17 protein-coding genes are annotated in these 17,584 nt (G+C 71.7%); 8 read left to right on the forward strand and 9 right to left on the reverse strand.

Translation table 11 applies throughout. The features are described 5' to 3' along the window. The first annotated feature begins 28 nt into the window (after positions 1–28). The gene (locus ACBR40_RS14165; protein WP_344213494.1) at positions 29–868 is read left to right on the forward strand and encodes a hypothetical protein; all 840 of its coding nucleotides are present in this window, start codon (positions 29–31) and stop codon (positions 866–868) included. Between the two features lie 3 nt (positions 869–871). Here the strand turns inward: ACBR40_RS14165 and ACBR40_RS14170 are convergent, their stop codons facing one another. Next, positions 872–2,221 (reverse strand): NERD domain-containing protein, encoded by a 1,350-nt coding sequence (locus tag ACBR40_RS14170; protein ID WP_371248940.1) that lies wholly within the window; start codon positions 2,219–2,221, stop codon positions 872–874. A gap of 60 nt (positions 2,222–2,281) precedes the next feature. On the opposite strand from ACBR40_RS14170, the gene ACBR40_RS14175 reads away from it, so the two are divergent. From ACBR40_RS14175 to ACBR40_RS14185, 3 genes are all read left to right on the forward strand, one after another. Beyond that, positions 2,282–2,899, forward strand: a complete 618-nt coding sequence (locus ACBR40_RS14175) for a DJ-1/PfpI family protein (RefSeq protein WP_344213490.1) — start codon at positions 2,282–2,284, stop codon at positions 2,897–2,899. Then, a complete protein-coding gene (locus ACBR40_RS14180) occupies positions 2,896–3,345 on the forward strand; it encodes a MarR family transcriptional regulator (protein ID WP_344213488.1) in 450 nt (149 codons plus the stop codon). Before ACBR40_RS14175 ends, ACBR40_RS14180 begins: the two co-directional genes overlap by 4 nt. 81 nt (positions 3,346–3,426) lie before the next feature. Beyond that, on the forward strand, positions 3,427–4,248 hold the full coding sequence (locus ACBR40_RS14185; protein WP_371248941.1) for an SAM-dependent methyltransferase: 822 nt from the start codon (positions 3,427–3,429) through the stop codon (positions 4,246–4,248). Positions 4,249–4,259: 11 nt separating this feature from the next. Here ACBR40_RS14185 and ACBR40_RS14190 read toward each other — a convergent pair whose 3' ends face one another. Both ACBR40_RS14190 and ACBR40_RS14195 read right to left on the reverse strand, forming a co-directional pair. Next, positions 4,260–5,138: a helix-turn-helix transcriptional regulator gene (locus tag ACBR40_RS14190; RefSeq protein ID WP_344213484.1), complete on the reverse strand. Its 879-nt coding sequence runs from the start codon at positions 5,136–5,138 to the stop codon at positions 4,260–4,262. A gap of 157 nt (positions 5,139–5,295) precedes the next feature. Next, positions 5,296–5,874 (reverse strand): class I SAM-dependent methyltransferase, encoded by a 579-nt coding sequence (locus tag ACBR40_RS14195; RefSeq protein WP_344213482.1) that lies wholly within the window; start codon positions 5,872–5,874, stop codon positions 5,296–5,298. A 333-nt stretch (positions 5,875–6,207) separates the two neighbouring features. On the opposite strand from ACBR40_RS14195, the gene ACBR40_RS14200 reads away from it, so the two are divergent. After that, on the forward strand, positions 6,208–6,510 hold the full coding sequence (locus ACBR40_RS14200) for a hypothetical protein (protein WP_344213480.1): 303 nt from the start codon (positions 6,208–6,210) through the stop codon (positions 6,508–6,510). Between the two features lie 217 nt (positions 6,511–6,727). Here ACBR40_RS14200 and ACBR40_RS14205 read toward each other — a convergent pair whose 3' ends face one another. Next, a complete protein-coding gene (locus ACBR40_RS14205) occupies positions 6,728–7,258 on the reverse strand; it encodes a C40 family peptidase (RefSeq protein ID WP_371248942.1) in 531 nt (176 codons plus the stop codon). Positions 7,259–7,627: 369 nt separating this feature from the next. Here ACBR40_RS14205 and ACBR40_RS14210 point away from each other — a divergent pair, with 369 nt between their 5' ends. Then, entirely contained in the window at positions 7,628–7,972 is a 345-nt protein-coding gene (locus ACBR40_RS14210; RefSeq protein WP_371248943.1) for an STAS domain-containing protein, read from the forward strand. Between the two features lie 9 nt (positions 7,973–7,981). On the opposite strand, the gene ACBR40_RS14215 is transcribed toward ACBR40_RS14210, so the two are convergent. The 5 genes from ACBR40_RS14215 to ACBR40_RS14235 are packed head-to-tail and all read right to left on the reverse strand — an operon-like array spanning position 7,982 to position 15,037. Further along, the gene (locus ACBR40_RS14215) at positions 7,982–10,168 is read right to left on the reverse strand and encodes a germacradienol/geosmin synthase (RefSeq protein WP_371248944.1); all 2,187 of its coding nucleotides are present in this window, start codon (positions 10,166–10,168) and stop codon (positions 7,982–7,984) included. A 19-nt stretch (positions 10,169–10,187) separates the two neighbouring features. Continuing rightward, positions 10,188–11,555, reverse strand: a complete 1,368-nt coding sequence (locus tag ACBR40_RS14220) for a family 2B encapsulin nanocompartment shell protein (RefSeq protein ID WP_371248945.1) — start codon at positions 11,553–11,555, stop codon at positions 10,188–10,190. Between the two features lie 40 nt (positions 11,556–11,595). Beyond that, entirely contained in the window at positions 11,596–13,005 is a 1,410-nt protein-coding gene (locus tag ACBR40_RS14225; RefSeq protein WP_371248946.1) for a family 2B encapsulin nanocompartment shell protein, read from the reverse strand. Between the two features lie 26 nt (positions 13,006–13,031). Continuing rightward, entirely contained in the window at positions 13,032–13,973 is a 942-nt protein-coding gene (locus tag ACBR40_RS14230) for a 4-hydroxy-3-methylbut-2-enyl diphosphate reductase (protein WP_371248947.1), read from the reverse strand. A 14-nt stretch (positions 13,974–13,987) separates the two neighbouring features. Further along, entirely contained in the window at positions 13,988–15,037 is a 1,050-nt protein-coding gene (locus tag ACBR40_RS14235; RefSeq protein ID WP_344213465.1) for a polyprenyl synthetase family protein, read from the reverse strand. 154 nt (positions 15,038–15,191) lie between these two features. Here ACBR40_RS14235 and ACBR40_RS14240 point away from each other — a divergent pair, with 154 nt between their 5' ends. Further along, on the forward strand, positions 15,192–16,373 hold the full coding sequence (locus ACBR40_RS14240) for a zinc-dependent alcohol dehydrogenase (protein ID WP_371248948.1): 1,182 nt from the start codon (positions 15,192–15,194) through the stop codon (positions 16,371–16,373). 40 nt (positions 16,374–16,413) lie between these two features. Then, positions 16,414–17,463 carry an NAD-dependent epimerase/dehydratase family protein gene (locus ACBR40_RS14245; protein WP_371248949.1) on the forward strand — a complete coding sequence of 350 codons (1,050 nt, stop codon included), beginning with the start codon at positions 16,414–16,416 and terminating at the stop codon, positions 17,461–17,463. The last annotated feature ends 121 nt before the right edge of the window (positions 17,464–17,584 follow it).

Below are 17,584 nucleotides of genomic sequence, written 5' to 3' on the forward strand. Positions count from 1 at the left end.
CCACGGCGAAGAACCTCTCGGATCTTTCGTGCCCTGGAGGAAGACCGTGCGCCTGTTCTGGCCCGCCATGCTGATGCTCGCCACCTCGTGCGGCTCCGCCTCGCACACGGGGGCCGAGGAGGGCGCGCAGCCCGTCGTCAGCGGCGGCTTCGGCAGCAGGCCGGTCGTGTCCATCCCCGCGGGCAAGCCCGGCCGCATGCCCCGGATCACCGTGCTGTCGGCGGGCAGCGGGCGGCGCACCCTGCCGGGGGACGTCGTGCTCGCCGACGTCGACATCCGCCGCTGGGCCGGCAACCGGCCGTACCTCAGCACCTTCGACGGCAACCAGCCCGCCACCGTCGTCTTCGACGGCCGGCAGGTGCCGGAGGTCTGGCGGCGCTCGCTCATCGGCCGTCCGGCGGGCAGCCGGGTCATGCTGGTCGGACCGGCCGCCGACGCGCTCGGGCCCGGCCTGCCGTGGGCCGGGGTGTCGCCCTCGGACACGCTCGTCGTCGTCTTCGACATCCTGGGCGGCTACCCGCCGGACGCCCGGCTGGTGGGGCGGACCCTGCCGGTCGTGCCGGCCGACCTGACGCCCGCCGGCCCGCCCCGCCTCCTCATCGACGGCTCCGGCGAGGAGATCCTGGCGGGGTCGAAGGTCATCGTCCAGTACGTCGCCGCCGCCTGGCCGTCGCGGGCGCTCGTGGACTCGTCGTACCGGCGGGGCGGGCCGAGCGCCTTCACCCTGAAGCCGGGCGCGGCGCCCCCGGCCTGGCTGGACGCGCTGCCCGGCCGCCACGTCGGCTGCCGCCTCGCGGTCCCGTCGCCGGGGGACGAGCCCAGGATCTACGTCATCGACGTCCTCGACACCATCACGGCGCCGAGCTGACCGTCAGGGGCGGGAGACCAGGCGGCGGACCAGGCCACCGAAGCGGGAGCGCCGGGGCGGCGGCGGCGCGGTCAGGGCCTGCAGCGCCTCGGCCGCCGACGGCCGCTTGGCGGGGGAGTGGTCGAGCATCCGGCGCACCACCTCCGGCACGTCGGGGCCGTCGGCGTCGGCGCTGGTGGGCAGCTCGCCGGTGAGGAGCTGGTGGGCGATCACCCCGGCGGAGTAGACGTCGGAGGCCGTCGTCATCCGGTCGGGCCGCTCGTGGCACTCGGGGGCGACGTAGTGGGCGTCGAGCACGTTGCCCAGCTCGTGGGCGACGGTGTAGTTGCGCGGGCCGAGCTTGGCGTAGTCGAAGCCGGTCAGCACGGCGTGGCCGTCGTCGGTGACCAGCACGCTGGCCGGGGTGAGCGCGCGGTGCACGACGCCGTTGGCGTGGGCGTGCGCGAGCCCGCTCAGCAGGTCTTGAAGCACGCTCATGCGCGCGCCCCGGGGCGGCGACAGGTGCAGCGACCGACCGTGCACGTCGTCGAGCACCAGCACGAACCGGCTCTCGTCGTCGATGGCGAAGAAGTCGCGCGAGCGCACCACGCACGGGTGCGGCGGGATGCGGGCCAGGCTCTGGTAGGCGTTGGCGATGCGCTGCCGCTCGGCCGCCCGCGACTCGTGGTCGGCGAGCGGGTCGGCCTGGTAGACCCGCAGCAGCACGGTCTCGCTGCCCGGCAGCGTGGCGTTGAAGGCGCGGTATTCGGTGACCTTGGCGTCGCCGCCGAGCTGCTCCTCGACCTCCCAGTTGCCGAAGCGGGGCGGGGCGGTGCTGCGGCGTACGGTCTGGTTGAGCGCGTCGAGCACGGCCGTCATGTAGGGGCGTACGTGCGGGCTGCACCCGCGCCGCACCCGCGAGACGTCGCTCAGCGTGGCCACCAGCTCGGGCACGGTCGTGACGTTGACGGCGTCGCGCCCGGCCGGGTCGATCAGCTCGGCGTCGGGGGAGCTGAGCACGACCAGGCTGTCGACGTAGACGCGTTCGAGCTGGGTGGACCTGGACACCAGCAGGCCCTTCAGCGCCTTGGCGGTGCCCCGCAGCTTGGCCACCGGCGAGCCGAACGCCTCCCGCCGGGGCGGGAACCAGCGCGTGCCGGACACCTCGATGCGTCCCCGCGTGCCCTTGACGTCGACGACCACGAGCGAGTGGCCGGTCAGCACGAGCAGGTCGACCTCGAAGACGTCGTTGCCGCGCGGGACCTCGATGTTGTGCAGCAGCAGCCAGTCGGCGGGCGCGTGGTCGCGCAGATATGCGATGACGCGCCGTTCGGCGTCGTTGACCGGACGTCCACCGCCGACGATCTCTGCCATGGGCCTATCCTCGCACGGCTGGCGATTGACAACATGATGTCCAAATGACAGAATGTTGTCATGAAGCCCACCGTGCACCACGCCGTCTACGACACGCTCGCCGACTGGGAGACCGGTCACGCCACCGCGCACCTGCGCAGCGGCGTCTACCAGCGCGAACCCGGCGGCTACGAGATCGTCACCGTCGGGCTCACCACCGATCCCGTCGTCACCATGGGCGGCGCCAGGATCGTCCCCGACCTCACGCTCGACCGGCTCTCCCCGGAGGACAGCGCGCTGCTGATCCTGCCGGGCGCCGCGCTCTGGGACGCGGGCGACCTGCTCGCCCCCTTCGCCCGCAAAGCAGGGGAGTTCCTGGCGGCCGGCGTGCCGGTCGCGGCCATCTGCGGCGCCACGGCCGGGCTCGCCAGGGAGGGCCTGCTCGACGAGCGCGAGCACACCAGCGGCGCCGTCCAGTACCTGGAGGCCCAGCAGGGTTACGCGGGCGCGAAGCGCTACCTCGACCACGACGCCGTGCTCGACGGCGACCTCATCACCGCCGGGCCCACGGAGCCGGTGGCCTTCGCCAGGGAGATCTTCCGCAGGCTCGACGCCTACCGTCCCGAGGTCCTGGACGCCTGGTTCCGGCTGTTCTCGCGGAGCGACCCGAGCGCGTACGAGGTGCTGATGACCGCATGAGCGAGAACGCGCGGCTGGTGTCCGGGCTGGCGCTCGGCGTCTTCCGCCTCAACGGCCAGTTCCTCCACGTCGCGGAGGGGCTGGCCCGGCCCGCGGGCATCACGGCGGCCTGGTGGCAGGTGCTCGGCGCGGTGCTGCGCGAGCCGCTGCCGGTCTCCGGGATCGCCCGCGAGATGGGGATGACCAGGCAGGGCGTGCAGCGCATCGCCGACCTGCTGGTGGAGCGGGGCCTCGCCGAATACCGGCCGAACCCCGCGCACCGCAGGGCCAAGCTGCTCCAACCGACGGCGGCCGGGCGGGAGGCCATCGCCAAGATCAACCCGGGGCACGGGGAGTTCTCCGACCGGCTCGTCGCGGAGCTGGGCGCGGAGGAGGCCGAGCGGTGCCTGGAGGCCGTACGCCTCCTGTCCGCCGCCCTCGACCGGATCGGCGACCAAGATCGATGAAACCGCTCCCGGGCCTGGAAGACGGACAGTCCGGACGCTAGGTTGAAGATCCCGCGGATCCGACATCACTGGAGCAGCTCCATGACCGGAGAACCGTACGCCGCCGGAGAGGCCGTCTCGCCCCGCATCGACACCGGCGTCCCGCACGCCGCCCGCATGTGGAACTACTGGCTCGGCGGCAAGGATCACTACGACGTGGACCGGGAGGCCGGCGACCAGTTCAGCGCCGCCTTCCCCGACATCGTCGAGATCGCGCGCCTGTCCCGGCACCTGCTCGCCCGCATCGTGCGGCACCTGGTCGAGGAGGCGGGGGTGCGGCAGTTCCTCGACGTCGGCACCGGCCTGCCGACCGTGGACAACACGCACGAGGTCGCCCAGCGCGCCGACCCGGCCTGCCGGGTGGTCTACGTCGACAACGACCCCCTGGTGCTCGCCCACGCCCGCGCCCTCCTGGTCGGCACCCCCGAGGGTGCGACCGACTACGTGGACGCCGACCTGCGCGAGCCCGAGAAGATCATCGCCGCCGCGGCGGGCACCCTCGACCTCACGCAGCCGGTCGCGCTCATGCTCATGGGCATCGCGGGCTACGTGAGCGAGGAGGACGGGGCCTACTCGATCGTCGGGCGGCTGATGGAGGCCCTGCCGTCCGGCAGCTACCTCGCCATGTGGGACGGCGTCAATGTGGTCACCGGCGAGGCGCTCGACCGGGCCCAGGAGGAGCACAACGAGGGGCCGGGGGCGCCGTACCATCTGCGGAGCCGCGCGGAGTTCGCCCGCTTCTTCGACGGGCTGGAGCTGGTCGAGCCGGGCGTGGTGTCGATCACGCGCTGGCGGCCCGACCCCGACCCCATGGCCTCGCTCGCCGAGGTGGACGCGCTGTGCGGGGTCGCGCGCAAGCCCTGACCAGGCTCGCGTCAGAGACGCTGGATCATCCCGTGCAGGATCGCCGGCGTCTCGGCCGGGGGCGGGGCGTGCACGCCCAGCTCGTTGAGCAGGTGGCGGTAGTGGCGCACCTCGCTCTCCTTGTTGAGGTATTGGGCGCCGGTGAGGTGTTCGAGGTAGACCACGTCGGGCAGCTCCTCCTGGGCGAAGCGCAGGAGGGTGACCGGGCCGACCCCGCCGAGCGCGGAGCCGTTGGCGAACGGGAACACCTGGAGCGTGACATTGGGCAGCTCGGCCATGCGGGCGAGGTGTTCGAGCTGGGCCCGCATGACGTCCGTGTCGCCCACCACGCGGCGCAGCGCGCCTTCGTCCAGCACCGCCCAGAGCTTGCGCGGGGCGGGCGCGTCGAGGGCGCGGCGGCGGAGCAGGCGCACCGTGAGCAGGCGCGCGATCCGCTCAGCGGGCTCGCCCTCGTGGTTGCGGGTGATGACCTCGCGGGCGTAGTCCTCGGTCTGCAGCAGGGCGGGGACGTGCTGGACGCCGTAGGTGCGGATGAGCGCGGCGTCCTGCTCCAGCCCGAGGTAGGGCTCGAACCAGTCGGGGACGACGTCGCGGTATTCGTGCCACCAGCTCGGCGCGTTGGCCTGCGCGACCAGCGCGAGCAGGCTGTCGCGCTCGGCCCGGTCGCGTACGCCGTAGAGGGCGAGCAGGTCGGCCACGTCGCGCGGCTTGAAGCTGGTGCGGCCGGCCTCCAGGCGGCTGATCTTCGACTGTGAGCCGCGGATGGCGTAGGCGGCGGCCTCGCGGGTGACGTCGGCCGCCTCGCGGAGGCGGCGCAGGTGAGCGCCGATGAGCAGGCGCAGCGCGCTCGGCCCGGATTGCAGGGAATCACTATCGGGTATTTCGGTCATGTCGCCCATATTGTGAGCACCCCGCATCTATGCTCCTCAAATCGGCATCTCGCCACGGCTCCGGCCCGTGCCAATCCTGCCACGGCTTCCGCCCCGTGTACTGTATTTCCCGCTGAACGAAAAGCGTCGGCTATTTGTGCATTTACTGCGGATTTGCCTAATTTCTGGCCGTGGCGAGGATGACGCCCGAGCCGTGACCGCCCAGCTCGACGGCCGCCAGCCGGGCATGGCCGAGCAGAGTGCGCCGCACCGCCTCCTGCCTGGCCGCGAACTCGGCGTCCCAGGTCGAGCCGGGCGCCGGCGTCATGTCGTCCACCACCAGCACCCCGTGCGGGGCGAGCGCGGCGATGGTCAGCTCCAGCCCCACCTGCTTGCCGGCCACGGTGTCGGCGAAGATCAGGTCGAAGGCGCCGAGCCTGGGGAGCAACTTCAGCGCGTCGCCCGTACGGAAGTCCACGAAGCCGGGCCAGTCGCCGGACGCGGCCAGCGCGGACCGCACCTGATCCAGCTCCACGCTCGTCACCGTCGCGTCCTGCCGCGGCCGCAGCCCGCTCACCAGCCAGGCGGTGCCCACACCCGTGCCCGTGCCGAGCTCCAGCACCCGCCCGCGGTCCGGCACCGCCGCTGCCAGCACGGCGAGCAGGCGGCCGACGTCCGGGTCGCAGGAGTAGGCGAACCCGGCGGCACGCGCCCGCTCCGCCGCCGCCCGGACGAGTTCTGGCGTTTCAGGATTCATGACTGATTACTATCCCACCGAGGCGCGCGCGAACGGCACCCCAAGTTTGGGGTGATCGTTCCTCATCCCGAGGTTAAAGCCGATCGAGCATTTCTCGCCCCCGGCTAAAACGCCTGCCTTTCGGCGGCTCGGGCGAGCGAAATATATGTAGTACCTCGCCGATGCGCGTCAAAACCTCATGCCAAGAAACCGAGGCGTCCGCTTGACCATAGGAATGGCAATCCGAGTTGCGGAACCCGCGACCTGCCGCGATTGTTATTCCCGGCACCTCACAGCCCTGCACAAACGACTATGGCGTCGGGAATTCCGCGCCGATCCATGGAGGAAACAATCATGATCCGTCGTATCCTCGCCGGTGCAGCGATCGCGGCCGTCGCTTTCGGCTTCTCGGCCTCTGCTGCCACCGCCAACGCCGACCCCCGCCCCTACAACAGCGGCCAGAACGTCCTGAGCCAGTGGCAGATCATCGACGACGTCCTGAACGACGTGGCCAACCACTCGCTCAACAACCTCGACGTCAACATCATCCAGCTCGCGGACGAGATCGACCTCGACCTGCTGAACAACAACCAGCCCGAGGTCGGCGACGGCAACAAGGGCGTCAACCTCAGCAACGCCGGCACCTACGTCAGCTAGGACGGCGCGAGCAGGAAGGTCGATCGCGGCTCCCGTGCGCGGAGCCGCCTGGCCAGTCGCCTTCCTGATGCCCAGGTGAGCGACCGGGGCTCGGCGTGGTGATTCGCGAGACCACGAAGAGCCCGGTCGGCCGCCGCATCCTTACGGGCGTGCTGTGCGGTCCCGGGCCGGCCCTTTCGCGAGGGGCCGGCCGGGGGCCGCACTGCTTTTTCCCCGATCACACCTCCGCACCGCCGGCCCCCGGCCGTACCGCTCCCAGGAAGTCGGCCCGGTCGAGCGGGTCCGTCCGCACGAACGCCCCCGTGTACGGCGCGTGCACCATCGTCGTCGCGTCCACCGCGATCCCCACGTGCTCCGGCCCGGGACTGTCGGGGTCGTTGTCGAAGAACACCAGGTCGCCGGGCTCGATCAGCTCCTTCGGCACCCGCGGCCCCGAGCGCCACTGCTCCTGGGAGGTGGTGCCGATGGCCGTCCCCGCCCGCGCGTAGGCGAACTCGGTGAGCCCCGAGCAGTCGAAGCCCTTCGTGCCGGCGCCTTTCCCGATGCCGTAGCCGGGCCCGTTCACCCCGCCGCCGCCCCACGAGTAGGGGACGCCGATCATCTCCAGCGCCGCGCGCAGCGCGATGCCTCCTGCGGCGGCCGCGCGCGTCTTCCGCGCGGCCAGCGCCGCGTCCGCCTGAAGAGCGGACGCCAGCACGCACGCCAGCCCGCACGCGAGCACCCGCGCCGCCGTTCCTTTCCCGGTCACGTGTCTTCACCATCCCCGCAAGGCCCGTTTGTGAGCGTTGTCTGCTGTGTGGCTTTGTACCGCCGAAAATCGCGACAAGTCTTCCGACATAAACGGACGAGTCACAAAATTTCGGGGCCGGGAAGATCCACGGCAAAACGGGCAGAAGGGGCATCTAGCTCCGGCCTACACGGCCCTGCCGTAGGACCGGATCACCTACGAAAAGGCCACCGGGTGCACCTCTTCAGGATTCCGCGCGAATTCGGTCATAATCTCGCGAAGATTACATAGTGAAACATACTTCGTGTAGCCTTGGTTCTGGCTGACGCGCCGACATGACGCACGGCCACAAACCCCCGGGGAGCGTGCGTGTAGGGGGGTGTGAGGAGCGTGAACCGTCTCGAAGAGCGGCTGCTCTACCAGGACGAGCAGCTCAAGGCCACGGTGCGCGCGGCGGCCGAGGGGCCCGTCGTCACGCTGTTCGGCCAGGTCGACGCCTCCAACAGCTGCGCCCTGGCCATCGCCCTGACGGGCTGCAGCCAGGGCCGGCACGTCGTCGTCGACACCGGCGGGCTGACCTTCATCGACGTCTCGGGGCTGCGCGTGCTGGCCCTGCCCGGGTTGCCGCCGGAGCAGCGCTGGATCAGGTTGCGCAACCTGACGTCGTACCAGCTCCGGCTGTTGCGGCTGATGGGCTGGCACCACGAGTCCCGAGCCCATCGACTGCCCATCTGAGGAGCGTTCTCACCTGCCGGACAGTGTGGCGAAGGCGACCGCCGCCGAGGTGCCGAGCCCGGTGGGGCCGCCGAGCGTGAAACGCGGCGGCCGGTGGTGCCGGCGCAGGCTCTCCTCGTCGTAGCGGAAGCAGCCCCGGTGCCAGTTGAGGATGGCGGCGAGCCAGTCGCGCAGCCCGGTCAGGAAGCCGTCGACGCCGGCGCGCGCCTCGGCGTCGAGGCCGAGGTCGGCGCAGACGATCGGCAGCTCGTTCGCCACGATGTGCTCGAACTGCCGGACCCGTGAGGCCAGCAGGTCGGTGACGATGCGCAGCGCGGCCGGATAGCCGCAGTCGAAGAAGCTCTGGACGACGAGCACGCAGTTGTGCACCTCGCCCTCGAACTCGATCTCCTTCTGGTAGGAGAAGATGTCGTTGACCAGGCAGCCCGCGTCCATCATGGCGTTCTCCAGCGCCCGCATCGGGCCGCTGGCGTAGACCTCGTCCGGCACGGCCTGGGCGTGGCGCAGCCGGCAGAGGTTCATGGTCAGGTCGGAGCCGAAGGTCAGCCGGCGCATCTCCAGATAGTCGACCGGGTCGGGCACCCGATGCGCGAGCTCGCCCGCCAGCTCCCACAGCCACCCCTGGCACATCTTCTCCACCGCCTCGCGCAGCCTGCGGCGATGCCCGGCCGGCATGGGACCGGCCGTACGGGCCCAGACGTCGGCGAGGCCGCGCTCCAGCGCGTTCGCGGGCGGCGGCGCCGGCGAGCCGTCGAGCGGCATGCACGCCGAGAACCGGTCGACCGCGATCTTCGCGGCGGCCAGGTTGCCGGTGCGGCCGAAGACCACGGGGAAGTAGTCGTCGCCGTACGTCCCCCAGGCCAGCCAGAACGAGGCGAGGTCCAGCTCCTCGGGCGTGGCGTCGGGATGCAGCCCCGCGGCGCACAGCGCCAGGTCGTAGTCGACCAGCTTCCGCTCGTCCCACACCGCCGAGCCGGCCACCCCCGGCTGGGCCTCCAGGATGCCCATCGCCGCGCACCACTCGACGATGTGCCGCCGGGCGTCGTCGAGATGCGGCGAGAGCCGCAGCGGGAACGGCACGTAGAGATCGTCGGGGATCACGCTCGGCCCCACCCGCTCGTACGGCACCCGCGTGAAGTTCCTGACCCGCTTGGCGCCCAGCAGGTCGACGACCGACGACATGCCGAGCGGCCGGCTCGCCCCGGCCCGCTGGTTCATGTAGCGGCTGGAGCGCAGGTGCCACTCGTGCCCGCCGGACTGCCAGTCCTGCAGCCCCTTGACGTAGGCCAGCACCCCGGCCGCCGACACCGGGTCGATGCCGTGCTCGGCGAACAGCGGCCCGAGCTCCGTCACCGCCGTGTGCTCGAACTGCTGCAGCCGCGAGGTCAGCAGGTCGTTGACCGCGTTCGCGGCCTCCTGGGTGGTGCAGCCGAGGAAGGTCTCCAGCACCAGCACGCCGTTGCTCAGCTCGCCCTCGTCGCGGACCTCCCGCTCGTACGAGAACAGGTCGTTGCGCAGGTGGACGGCGTCGGAGAAGGTGTCCTTGAGCACCCGCAGCGGCCGGGTCGCGGCCAGCCGGGCCGGCACCTCGGCCCCCACGGCGTGCTCCACCAGCCCCGCCGACCAGGGGGCGCCGCCCACCTTGCGGCGCATCTCGATGTACTCGACCGGGTTGGAGATCCGGCCCTTGTTGATGTTGGCCAGCTCCCACAGCGACTCGTTCAGCAGGTTGCGGGTGCTCTCGGCGAAGCGTTCCCGCCAGTCCTGCGACATGCCGGGCACCGTGCGCACCCACAGGTCGGCCAGCCCCGCCTCCACCGGGTTGGCCGGCTCCGGCATGGACAGGTCGCCGCCCATCGGCATGAACGCGGCCAGCCGGGCCAGGTAGCCCCGGCTGCCCTCCAGGTCGCCTGAACGCTTGAACACCTCCAGGAAATGGTCGTCGAAGAAGAACACCCACACGTACCAGTCGGTGATCAGGCACAGCTCGTCGGCGTCGCAGTCGGGATGGGTGTAGGCGCACATCAACGGGTAGTCGTGGGCGTCGAGGTCGGACTCCTCCCACACCCCCGAGCCCTCCAGCATGCCCATGTCGCGCGCCCACTGCTTGGAGTGCGTCTTAGCCGCCTCCAGATGGGGGTTGAGCCGGGCCGGGTACGGGACGTAGAAGTCCGGCAGTTCGAACGGTTGGCTCATCGAAGCTCCTTCAAAAGGTTCAGCCGGCCACCTCGACGTGCTCCAGCGCGCCGAGCGCGTCCGGCACCAGGACCGCGCCCGAGTAGTAGGCGCTGACCAGGTAGGAGGCGATGCCCCGCGCGTCGATGCCGGTGAAGCGGACGCTCAGCCCCGGCTCGCGCTGGTCGGGGACGGCGGCGGGCCGCAGCCCGACCACGCCCTGGTCGTCCTCGCCGGTGCGCAGGACGAGGATGGTGCTGGTGCCCCGCCGGGTGACCGGGATCTTGTCGCAGGGCAGGACGGGCACGCCCCGCCAGGCGGTCAGCCGCGTCCCGTGCAGCTCGACGCTGTCGGGGTAGACGCCGCGGGCGCTGCACTGCCGGTGGAAGGCGGCGATGGCCCGCGGGTGGGCGAGGAAGAAACGGGACTTCTTCCTGCGGCACAGCAGCTCGTCGAGGTCGTCGGGACCGGGCGGCCCCGACCGGGTGTAGAGCCGCTGCCGGGGATCGACGTTGTGCAGCAGCCCGAACTCGCGGTTGTTGAGCAGCTCGTGCTCCTGGGACTCGCGCAGCGCCTCGACCGTGAGGCGGAGCTGCTGCTCGGTCTGGTCCATCGGCTCGCCGTAGAGGTCGGCGACGCGGGTGTGGACGCGCAGCACGGTCTGCGACAGGCTCATGGGGTATTCGCGCGGCCCCGGGTCGTAGTCGACGAACGTGCCGGGCAGCGGGTGCTCGCCCCGGTGCCCGGCGGCGAGCGCGACGGCCGCCTCGCCGTGTTTGTTCTGCGGCCTGGCCAGCCGGTCGCGGTGCCGCTCGATCTGGGCGAGCAGCGCCGGCGAGCGCGCGGCCAGGGCGTCCAGCTCCTCGCGCGGCAGGGCCAGCACCGTGCAGGGGGTGCTGGTCTCCAGCGTGAAGTCCCACGTCGCGCCCGGCAGTCCGCCGCCCGCGTGGTCGCCGTCGGCGAGGGCGCCGCGCACCAGCCGGTCGCCGTGGCCGCCGGCCTGGAGCTGGGCGACCTTGCCGTGCGCGATCAGCAGGATCTCGTCGGCCGGGCGGCCGGCGCGGGCGATCGTGTCGCCCGCGCCGTACTCCCGCTGCCGGAACGAGCGGGCGAGCAGCTCCAGCTCCTCGCCGCCGGCCATCCCGTGCAGCAGGGGCAGCTCCGTCAGGCTCGGTGGGATCACCTGGAGCCGGGCCCCGGTGCGGTAGAAGCTCACCCGGCCGCCCCCGACCGGGTAGGTGAGCCGCCGGTTCACCCGGTAGGTGCCGGCCGTCACGTCGACCCACGGCAGCATCCGCAGCAGCCAGCGCGGGGTGATCTCCCGCGCCTGAGGAGGCGTCTTGGTCGTCGTGGCGAGCCTGCGCGCCGCCTGGGTGTCGAGGCTGAGCCTCTGGTCCGACTCCGTCACGTGTGAAACACCACCAATCCCCCGGCGGATCAGGTCCGGGCTAGTCGTTCCTGCCGAGCTCGACGTCCTCCAGGACGCCGAGCGCGTCGGGCACCAGGACCGCGCACGAGTAGTAGGCGCTGACCAGGTAGGACACCACGGCCTTCTCGTTGATGTTCATGAAGCGCACCGACAGGCTCGGTTGGTACTCGTCAGGGATGCCGGTCTGGTGCAGGCCCACCACGCCCTGGTTCTCCTGGCCGGTCCGCATGAGCAGGAACGACGTCGTACGGCTGCCCGAGACCGGGATCTTGTTGCAGGGGAAGATCGGCACACCTCGCCAGGCCGGCACCCGGTGCCCGCTGACCTCGCTGGCCTGCGGGTAGACGCCGCGCTTGCTGCACTCCCTGCCGAAGGCGGCGATGGCCTGCGGATGGGCCAGGAAGAACGCCGGCTCCTTCCACACGGTGGCGAGCAGGTCGTCGAGGTCGTCGGGGGTCGGCGGGCCGGAACGGGTGCGGATGCGCTGGCTGAAGTCGGCGTTGTGGAGCAGGCCGAACTCGCGGTTGTTGATCAGCTCGTGCTCCTGGCGCTCGCGCAGCGCCTCGATCGTGAGGCGGAGCTGCTGGTCGAGCTGGCTCATCGGCTGGTTGTACAGATCGGAGACGCGGCTGTGGACCCGCAGGATGGTCTGGGCGACGCTCAGTTCGTACTCGCGGGGGCTCAGCTCGTAGTCGACGAACGTGCCGGGCAGTGTGGCCTCGCCGGTGTGGCCCGAGGACATCTCGATGGCGGCCTCGCCGTAGTCGTTCTGGGCGTGGGCGCCGCTGCTGGCCAGGCTCTCCAGGTGGGCGCGCAGCGCGGGCGACTGCTCGGCGACCTGCTCGAAGTCCTGCCGCGACAGCGTCAGCAGGGTCGTGGCGGTCTTGGCCCGCGCGCTGAAGGCGTACGGGGCGCCGTCGGTGAGCGCCTGCTCGCCGAAGTGGTCGCCGTCGGCCAGCACGCCGAGCTCCTGGTCGTCGCCGTACGCGCCGCGGGCCACCTTGTCCACCCGGCCGTGCGCGATGAGGACGAGCCGGTCACCCTCCGCGCCCTCGGCGACGATCTGCTCGCCGGGCTCCACCTCCCGCTGGGTGAAGCGGGCGGCCAGCGCCTCCAGCACCTCCATGTCGTCGAAGCCGCGCAGCACGGGCAGCTCGGTCAGCTCCGCCGGGATGACGCGGACCTCCGAGCCGGTGGTGCTGAAGGTGATGCGGCCGTCCCCGAGGGTGTAGGTCAGCCGCCGGTTCACCCGGAAAACGCCGCCCGAGCACTGCACCCAAGGCAGCAGCCGCAGCAGCCACCGCGAGGTGATCTCCTGCATCTGCGGCGGCGTCTTGGTGGTGGTGGAGAGCTGCCTCGCGGCTTCGGTGCTCAGGCTGAGCTGGCCGTTGCCGTTCTCGGGGGCGGCGGACTGGGTGGTTTCTGTCATCTCTTACCTGCCTGTTCCGTGCTGGATTAGCCGGGATTGCGGGTCGGTCGTAGTTCGGGGGGAAGAGAGAAGGTCAGGGTCTCCGCGGTGAGGGTCACCTGAGTGACGTCGGCGAAGCCGCGGGCCGCGAGCCAGTCGAGCAGGCCGCTGACCAGCCGCTCCGGTGCCGAGGCGCCGGAGGTGACGCCGACCGTCCGCACGCCGCGCAGCCATCGCTCGTCGGCCTCTCCGGCGTGGTCCACCAGGTGGGCCGCCCGCGCCCCCGCTTCCAGCGCGACCTCGACCAGGCGCTGGGAGTTGGAGGAGTTGGCGGAGCCGACGACGAGGACCAGCTCGCACTCGGGCGCGATCCTGGTCACCGCCTCCTGGCGGTTCTGGCTGGCGTAGCAGATGTCGTCGCTGGGCGGGTCGGCGAGCTGCGGGAAGCGCTCGCGCAGCGCGCCGACCGCGCGCATGGTCTCGTCCACCGACAGGGTGGTCTGCGACAGCCAGCTCACCGGGCCGTCGCCGATGGCGCTCACCTCCTCGGGGCGGGCCGGGTCGACGACGTGGATGTGGCCGGGGGCCTCGCCGACGGTGCCCTCGACCTCCTCGTGCTCGGCGTGGCCGATGAGCACGATCTCGTGGCCGTCGGCGGCGAGCCTGACCGCCTCCTTGTGGACCTTGGTGACCAGCGGGCAGGTGGCGTCGATGGTGCGCAGCCCGCGCCGCTCGGCCTCGGCCTTCACCTCCGGCGACACGCCGTGGGCACTGAAGATCACCAGCGCGCCGTCGGGGACCTCGTCGAGCTCGTCGACGAAGACCGCGCCGCGCCGGGTCAGCTCGCCGACCACGGAGGTGTTGTGGACGATCTGTTTGCGGACGTGGACGGGCGGGCCGAAGCGCTCCAGCGCCCGCTCCACCGTCACGATCGCGCGATCGACGCCCGCGCAGTAGCCACGCGGGGCCGCGAGAAGTACGCGTCCCATCGGGAAAAACCCTTCTAGCTGGTGCGGTGTGCGAGCCGGTCGGCGAGCACGGTGAGCGCGGCGGCCGCGTCCGGCTTGATCTCGGCCTCGGCCAGCGCCGCGACCGCCTCGCGCACCCGGCTCGCGATCATGTCCTCGACCGCGGCGACCGCTCCGGTGTCGCACAGGATCTGGCGCAGCTCGGCGGCGCGCTCCTCGTCCAGCCCGGGATCGCCGTGCCAGCGCCGCAGGTGCTCGCGCTGGGCGGCCGAGGCGCGGCGCAGGGCCTGCGCGATCAGCACGGTGTGCTTGCCCTCGCGCAGGTCGTCGAGCGCCGACTTGCCGGTCTCGGCGGCCGAGCCGAAGGTGCCGAGCACGTCGTCGCGGAGCTGGAACGCCTCGCCCAGCGGCACCCCGAACCGGGAGTAGGACGCCAGCAGCTCGGCGTCGGCCCCGGCGAGCGCGCCGCCGATCTGCAGCGGCCGCTCCACGGTGTATTTGGCCGTCTTGTAGCGGATGACGGTCAGCGCCTCGTCGACGCTCGCCCCGGCCCGCAGTTGCGCGAGCATGTCGAGGTACTGGCCGCTGATCACCTCGGTGCGCATGGTGTCGAAGAGGTGGTGCGCGGCGCGCAGCCGGTGCGGCTGGACCCCGCAGGACGACAGCATGGCGTCGGACCAGGCCAGGCTCAGCGTGCCGAGCAGGATGCCGCCCGCCTGGCCGAAGACCTCCGCGCCCGGCCCCGCGTGCAGTCGCTCCAGGCTCTTGTGCACGGTGGCGCGGCCCCGGCGCAGCTCGCTGCCGTCCATGATGTCGTCGTGGATGAGCAGGCCGGCGTGGCACAGCTCCAGCGCGGCGGCGGCCATGATGATCTCGTCGCAGTCGTCGCCGCCCGCCCCGCGCCACCCCCAGTAGCACAGCTGCGGCCGGATGCGCTTGCCGCCGCCCAGCACGAACTCGCGCAGCACGTTGTACGCGACCGCGACGTCGGGATCGGACAGCGGCGCCCGCCAGGTCTCCAGGAACGCGCTCAGGTGGTGGTCGATGCGCGAGCCGAGGCATGGCTCAGTGAGGCCCAATGGCATGCGCGCGCTCCTTCGGTCGATCGGATATCACCAATAGTTACTCACCCAACACTGAGCGTGTAAAGAGTCTGGGGCTGCCCATGACTTCATCCGTCTCACCGGTCACAGGAGCAGGCCGTCCGTTTAGTGGCTTTTGTAGGGGTATGCGCTGTGCATGAGAGCAGTCACATGGCACGGCAAGCGGGACGTGCGGGTCGAGGACGTGCCCGACCCGGTGATCAAGGAGCCGAACGACGCGGTCATCAGGGTGACCAGCACCGGCATCTGCGGCTCCGACCTGCACCTGTACGAGGTGCTCGGCCCGTTCATGGCCGAGGGCGACATCCTGGGCCACGAGGCCATGGGCGTCGTCGAGGAGGTCGGCCCGGAGATCACCCATCTCAAGCCGGGCGACCGGGTCGTCATCCCGTTCAACATCGCCTGCGGCCACTGCCACATGTGCGGCATGGAGCTGTACGCCCAGTGCGAGACCACCCAGGTGCGCGAGCAGGGCACCGGCGCCGCCCTGTTCGGCTACACCCGCCTCTACGGCCAGGTCCCCGGCGGCCAGGCGGAGTACCTGCGGGTGCCCGAGGCCCAGTTCGGCCCGATCCGGGTGCCGGACGGCCCGCCGGACGAGCGGTTCGTCTACCTGTCGGACGTGCTGCCCACGGCGTGGCAGGCGGTCGCGTACGCGGAGATCCCCGAGGGCGGCAGCGTGACCGTGCTCGGGCTCGGGCCCATCGGCCAGATGTGCGCCCGCATCGCCCGGCACCTCGGCCACCGGGTGATCGGCGTCGACGGCGTCGCCGACAGGCTGGAGCTGGCCGCCCGCCACGGGATCGAGGTCATCGACGCGAGCGAGGTGACCGCCGTGCCCGACGAGATCCGCGCCCGCACGGCCGGCCGCGGCACCGACTCGGTGATCGACGCCGTCGGAATGGAGGCCCACGGCTCGCCCGCCGCCAAGATCGCGCAGACCCTCACAGGACTGCTGCCCGACGCCCTCGCGGCCCCGCTCATGACCAACGCCGGAGTGGACCGCCTGGCCGCGCTCAACCAGGCCATCGACGGCGTGCGCAGGGGCGGCGTCATCTCCGTCATCGGCGTGTACGGCGGCATGACCGACCCGCTGCCCATGCTCCGCATGTTCGACAAGGGCATCACCCTGCGCATGGGGCAGGCGCACGTGCGCCGGTGGATCGGCCCGCTGATGCCGCTCGTGACCGACGACGCCGACCCGCTCGGCGTCATGGATCTCGCCACCCACAAGCTGCCACTGGAAGATGCGGCAAAGGCGTACGAAATGTTCCAGAAGAAGGCCGACGGGGCCATCAAGGTCCTCCTACGGCCCTGATGGGCGTTTCACCGGACGGACAGCGGGCAGCGGTGCCTTCATGAGAGTCGTCGTGGTGGGAGCAACCGGGAACGTCGGCACCAGCGTGGTGCGCGCGCTGAGCACCGACGAGCGGGTGACCTCGATCGTCGGGGTCGCCCGGCGGCTTCCCGGCTGGCGCGTCGACCGCACGGAATGGCGGCAGGCCGACGTGGCCTCCGCCGACCTGACCCGGATCTTCGACGGCGCGGACGCCGTGGTCCATCTGGCGTGGCTGTTCCAGCCGACCAGGGACCCGGCGACCACCTGGCGGGCCAACGTGCTCGGCAGCATGCGGGTCTTCCGCGCCGCGGCGGAGGCCGGGGTGCAGGCGCTGGTGCACGCCTCGTCCGTGGGCGCGTACTCGCCGGGGCCCAAGGACCGGCGGGTGGACGAGAGCTGGCCCACGCACGGGTGGCCGGGAGCCGCGTACGGGCGGGAGAAGGCCTACGTCGAGCGGGTGCTCGACGTCTTCGAGCACGACCACCCGAGCATCCGCGTGGTGCGGATGCGGCCCGGCTTCATCTTCCAGCGGGCGGCGGCCTCGGAGCAGCGCAGGCTGTTCGCCGGGCCGCTGGTGCCGCGGCGGCTGATCGGCGCGGGGCGCATCCCGTTCGTGCCGGACATCCCCGGGCTGCGGCTGCAGGTGCTGCACGCCGAGGACGCGGCCGAGGCCTACCGGCTCGCGGTCGTGCGCGAGGTCAGGGGCGCGTTCAACATCGCCGCGGAACCCGTGCTCACTCCCGGCGACCTCGCCGAGCTGCTCGGCACCCGTACGGTGCCGGTGCCGCGCGGCCTCGCCAAGGCGGCCGTCTCGGCGGCCTGGCGGCTCAGGCTGGTGCCCGCCTCGCCCGGGCTGCTCGACCTCGCCATGCGGCTGCCCGTCATGACCACCGACCGCGCGCGCGAGGTGCTGGGCTGGCGGCCGCGGCACTCGTCGCTGGACGCCATGCGTGAGCTGTTCGAAGGACTGCACGACGGCGCCGGCATGGACACCGCGCCGCTCGCCCCCGACGGCGGCCCGGCCGGCCGCGTCAAGGAGCTCGCCTCCGGCATGGGCGCACGCCCGTGACGCCGATCCGCCCCGAGCGCGGAGTGTAATCCCCCTCCTGACGGGAAGGGGGGGAAACGAGGTCCAGAGGCGCGGCCCCCGGGTGTCACCACGACACGGAGGAACGCCATGGACCCTTTTC

This window comes from Nonomuraea sp. AD125B, assembly GCF_041402765.1.
Taxonomy (GTDB): domain Bacteria; phylum Actinomycetota; class Actinomycetes; order Streptosporangiales; family Streptosporangiaceae; genus Nonomuraea; species Nonomuraea bangladeshensis.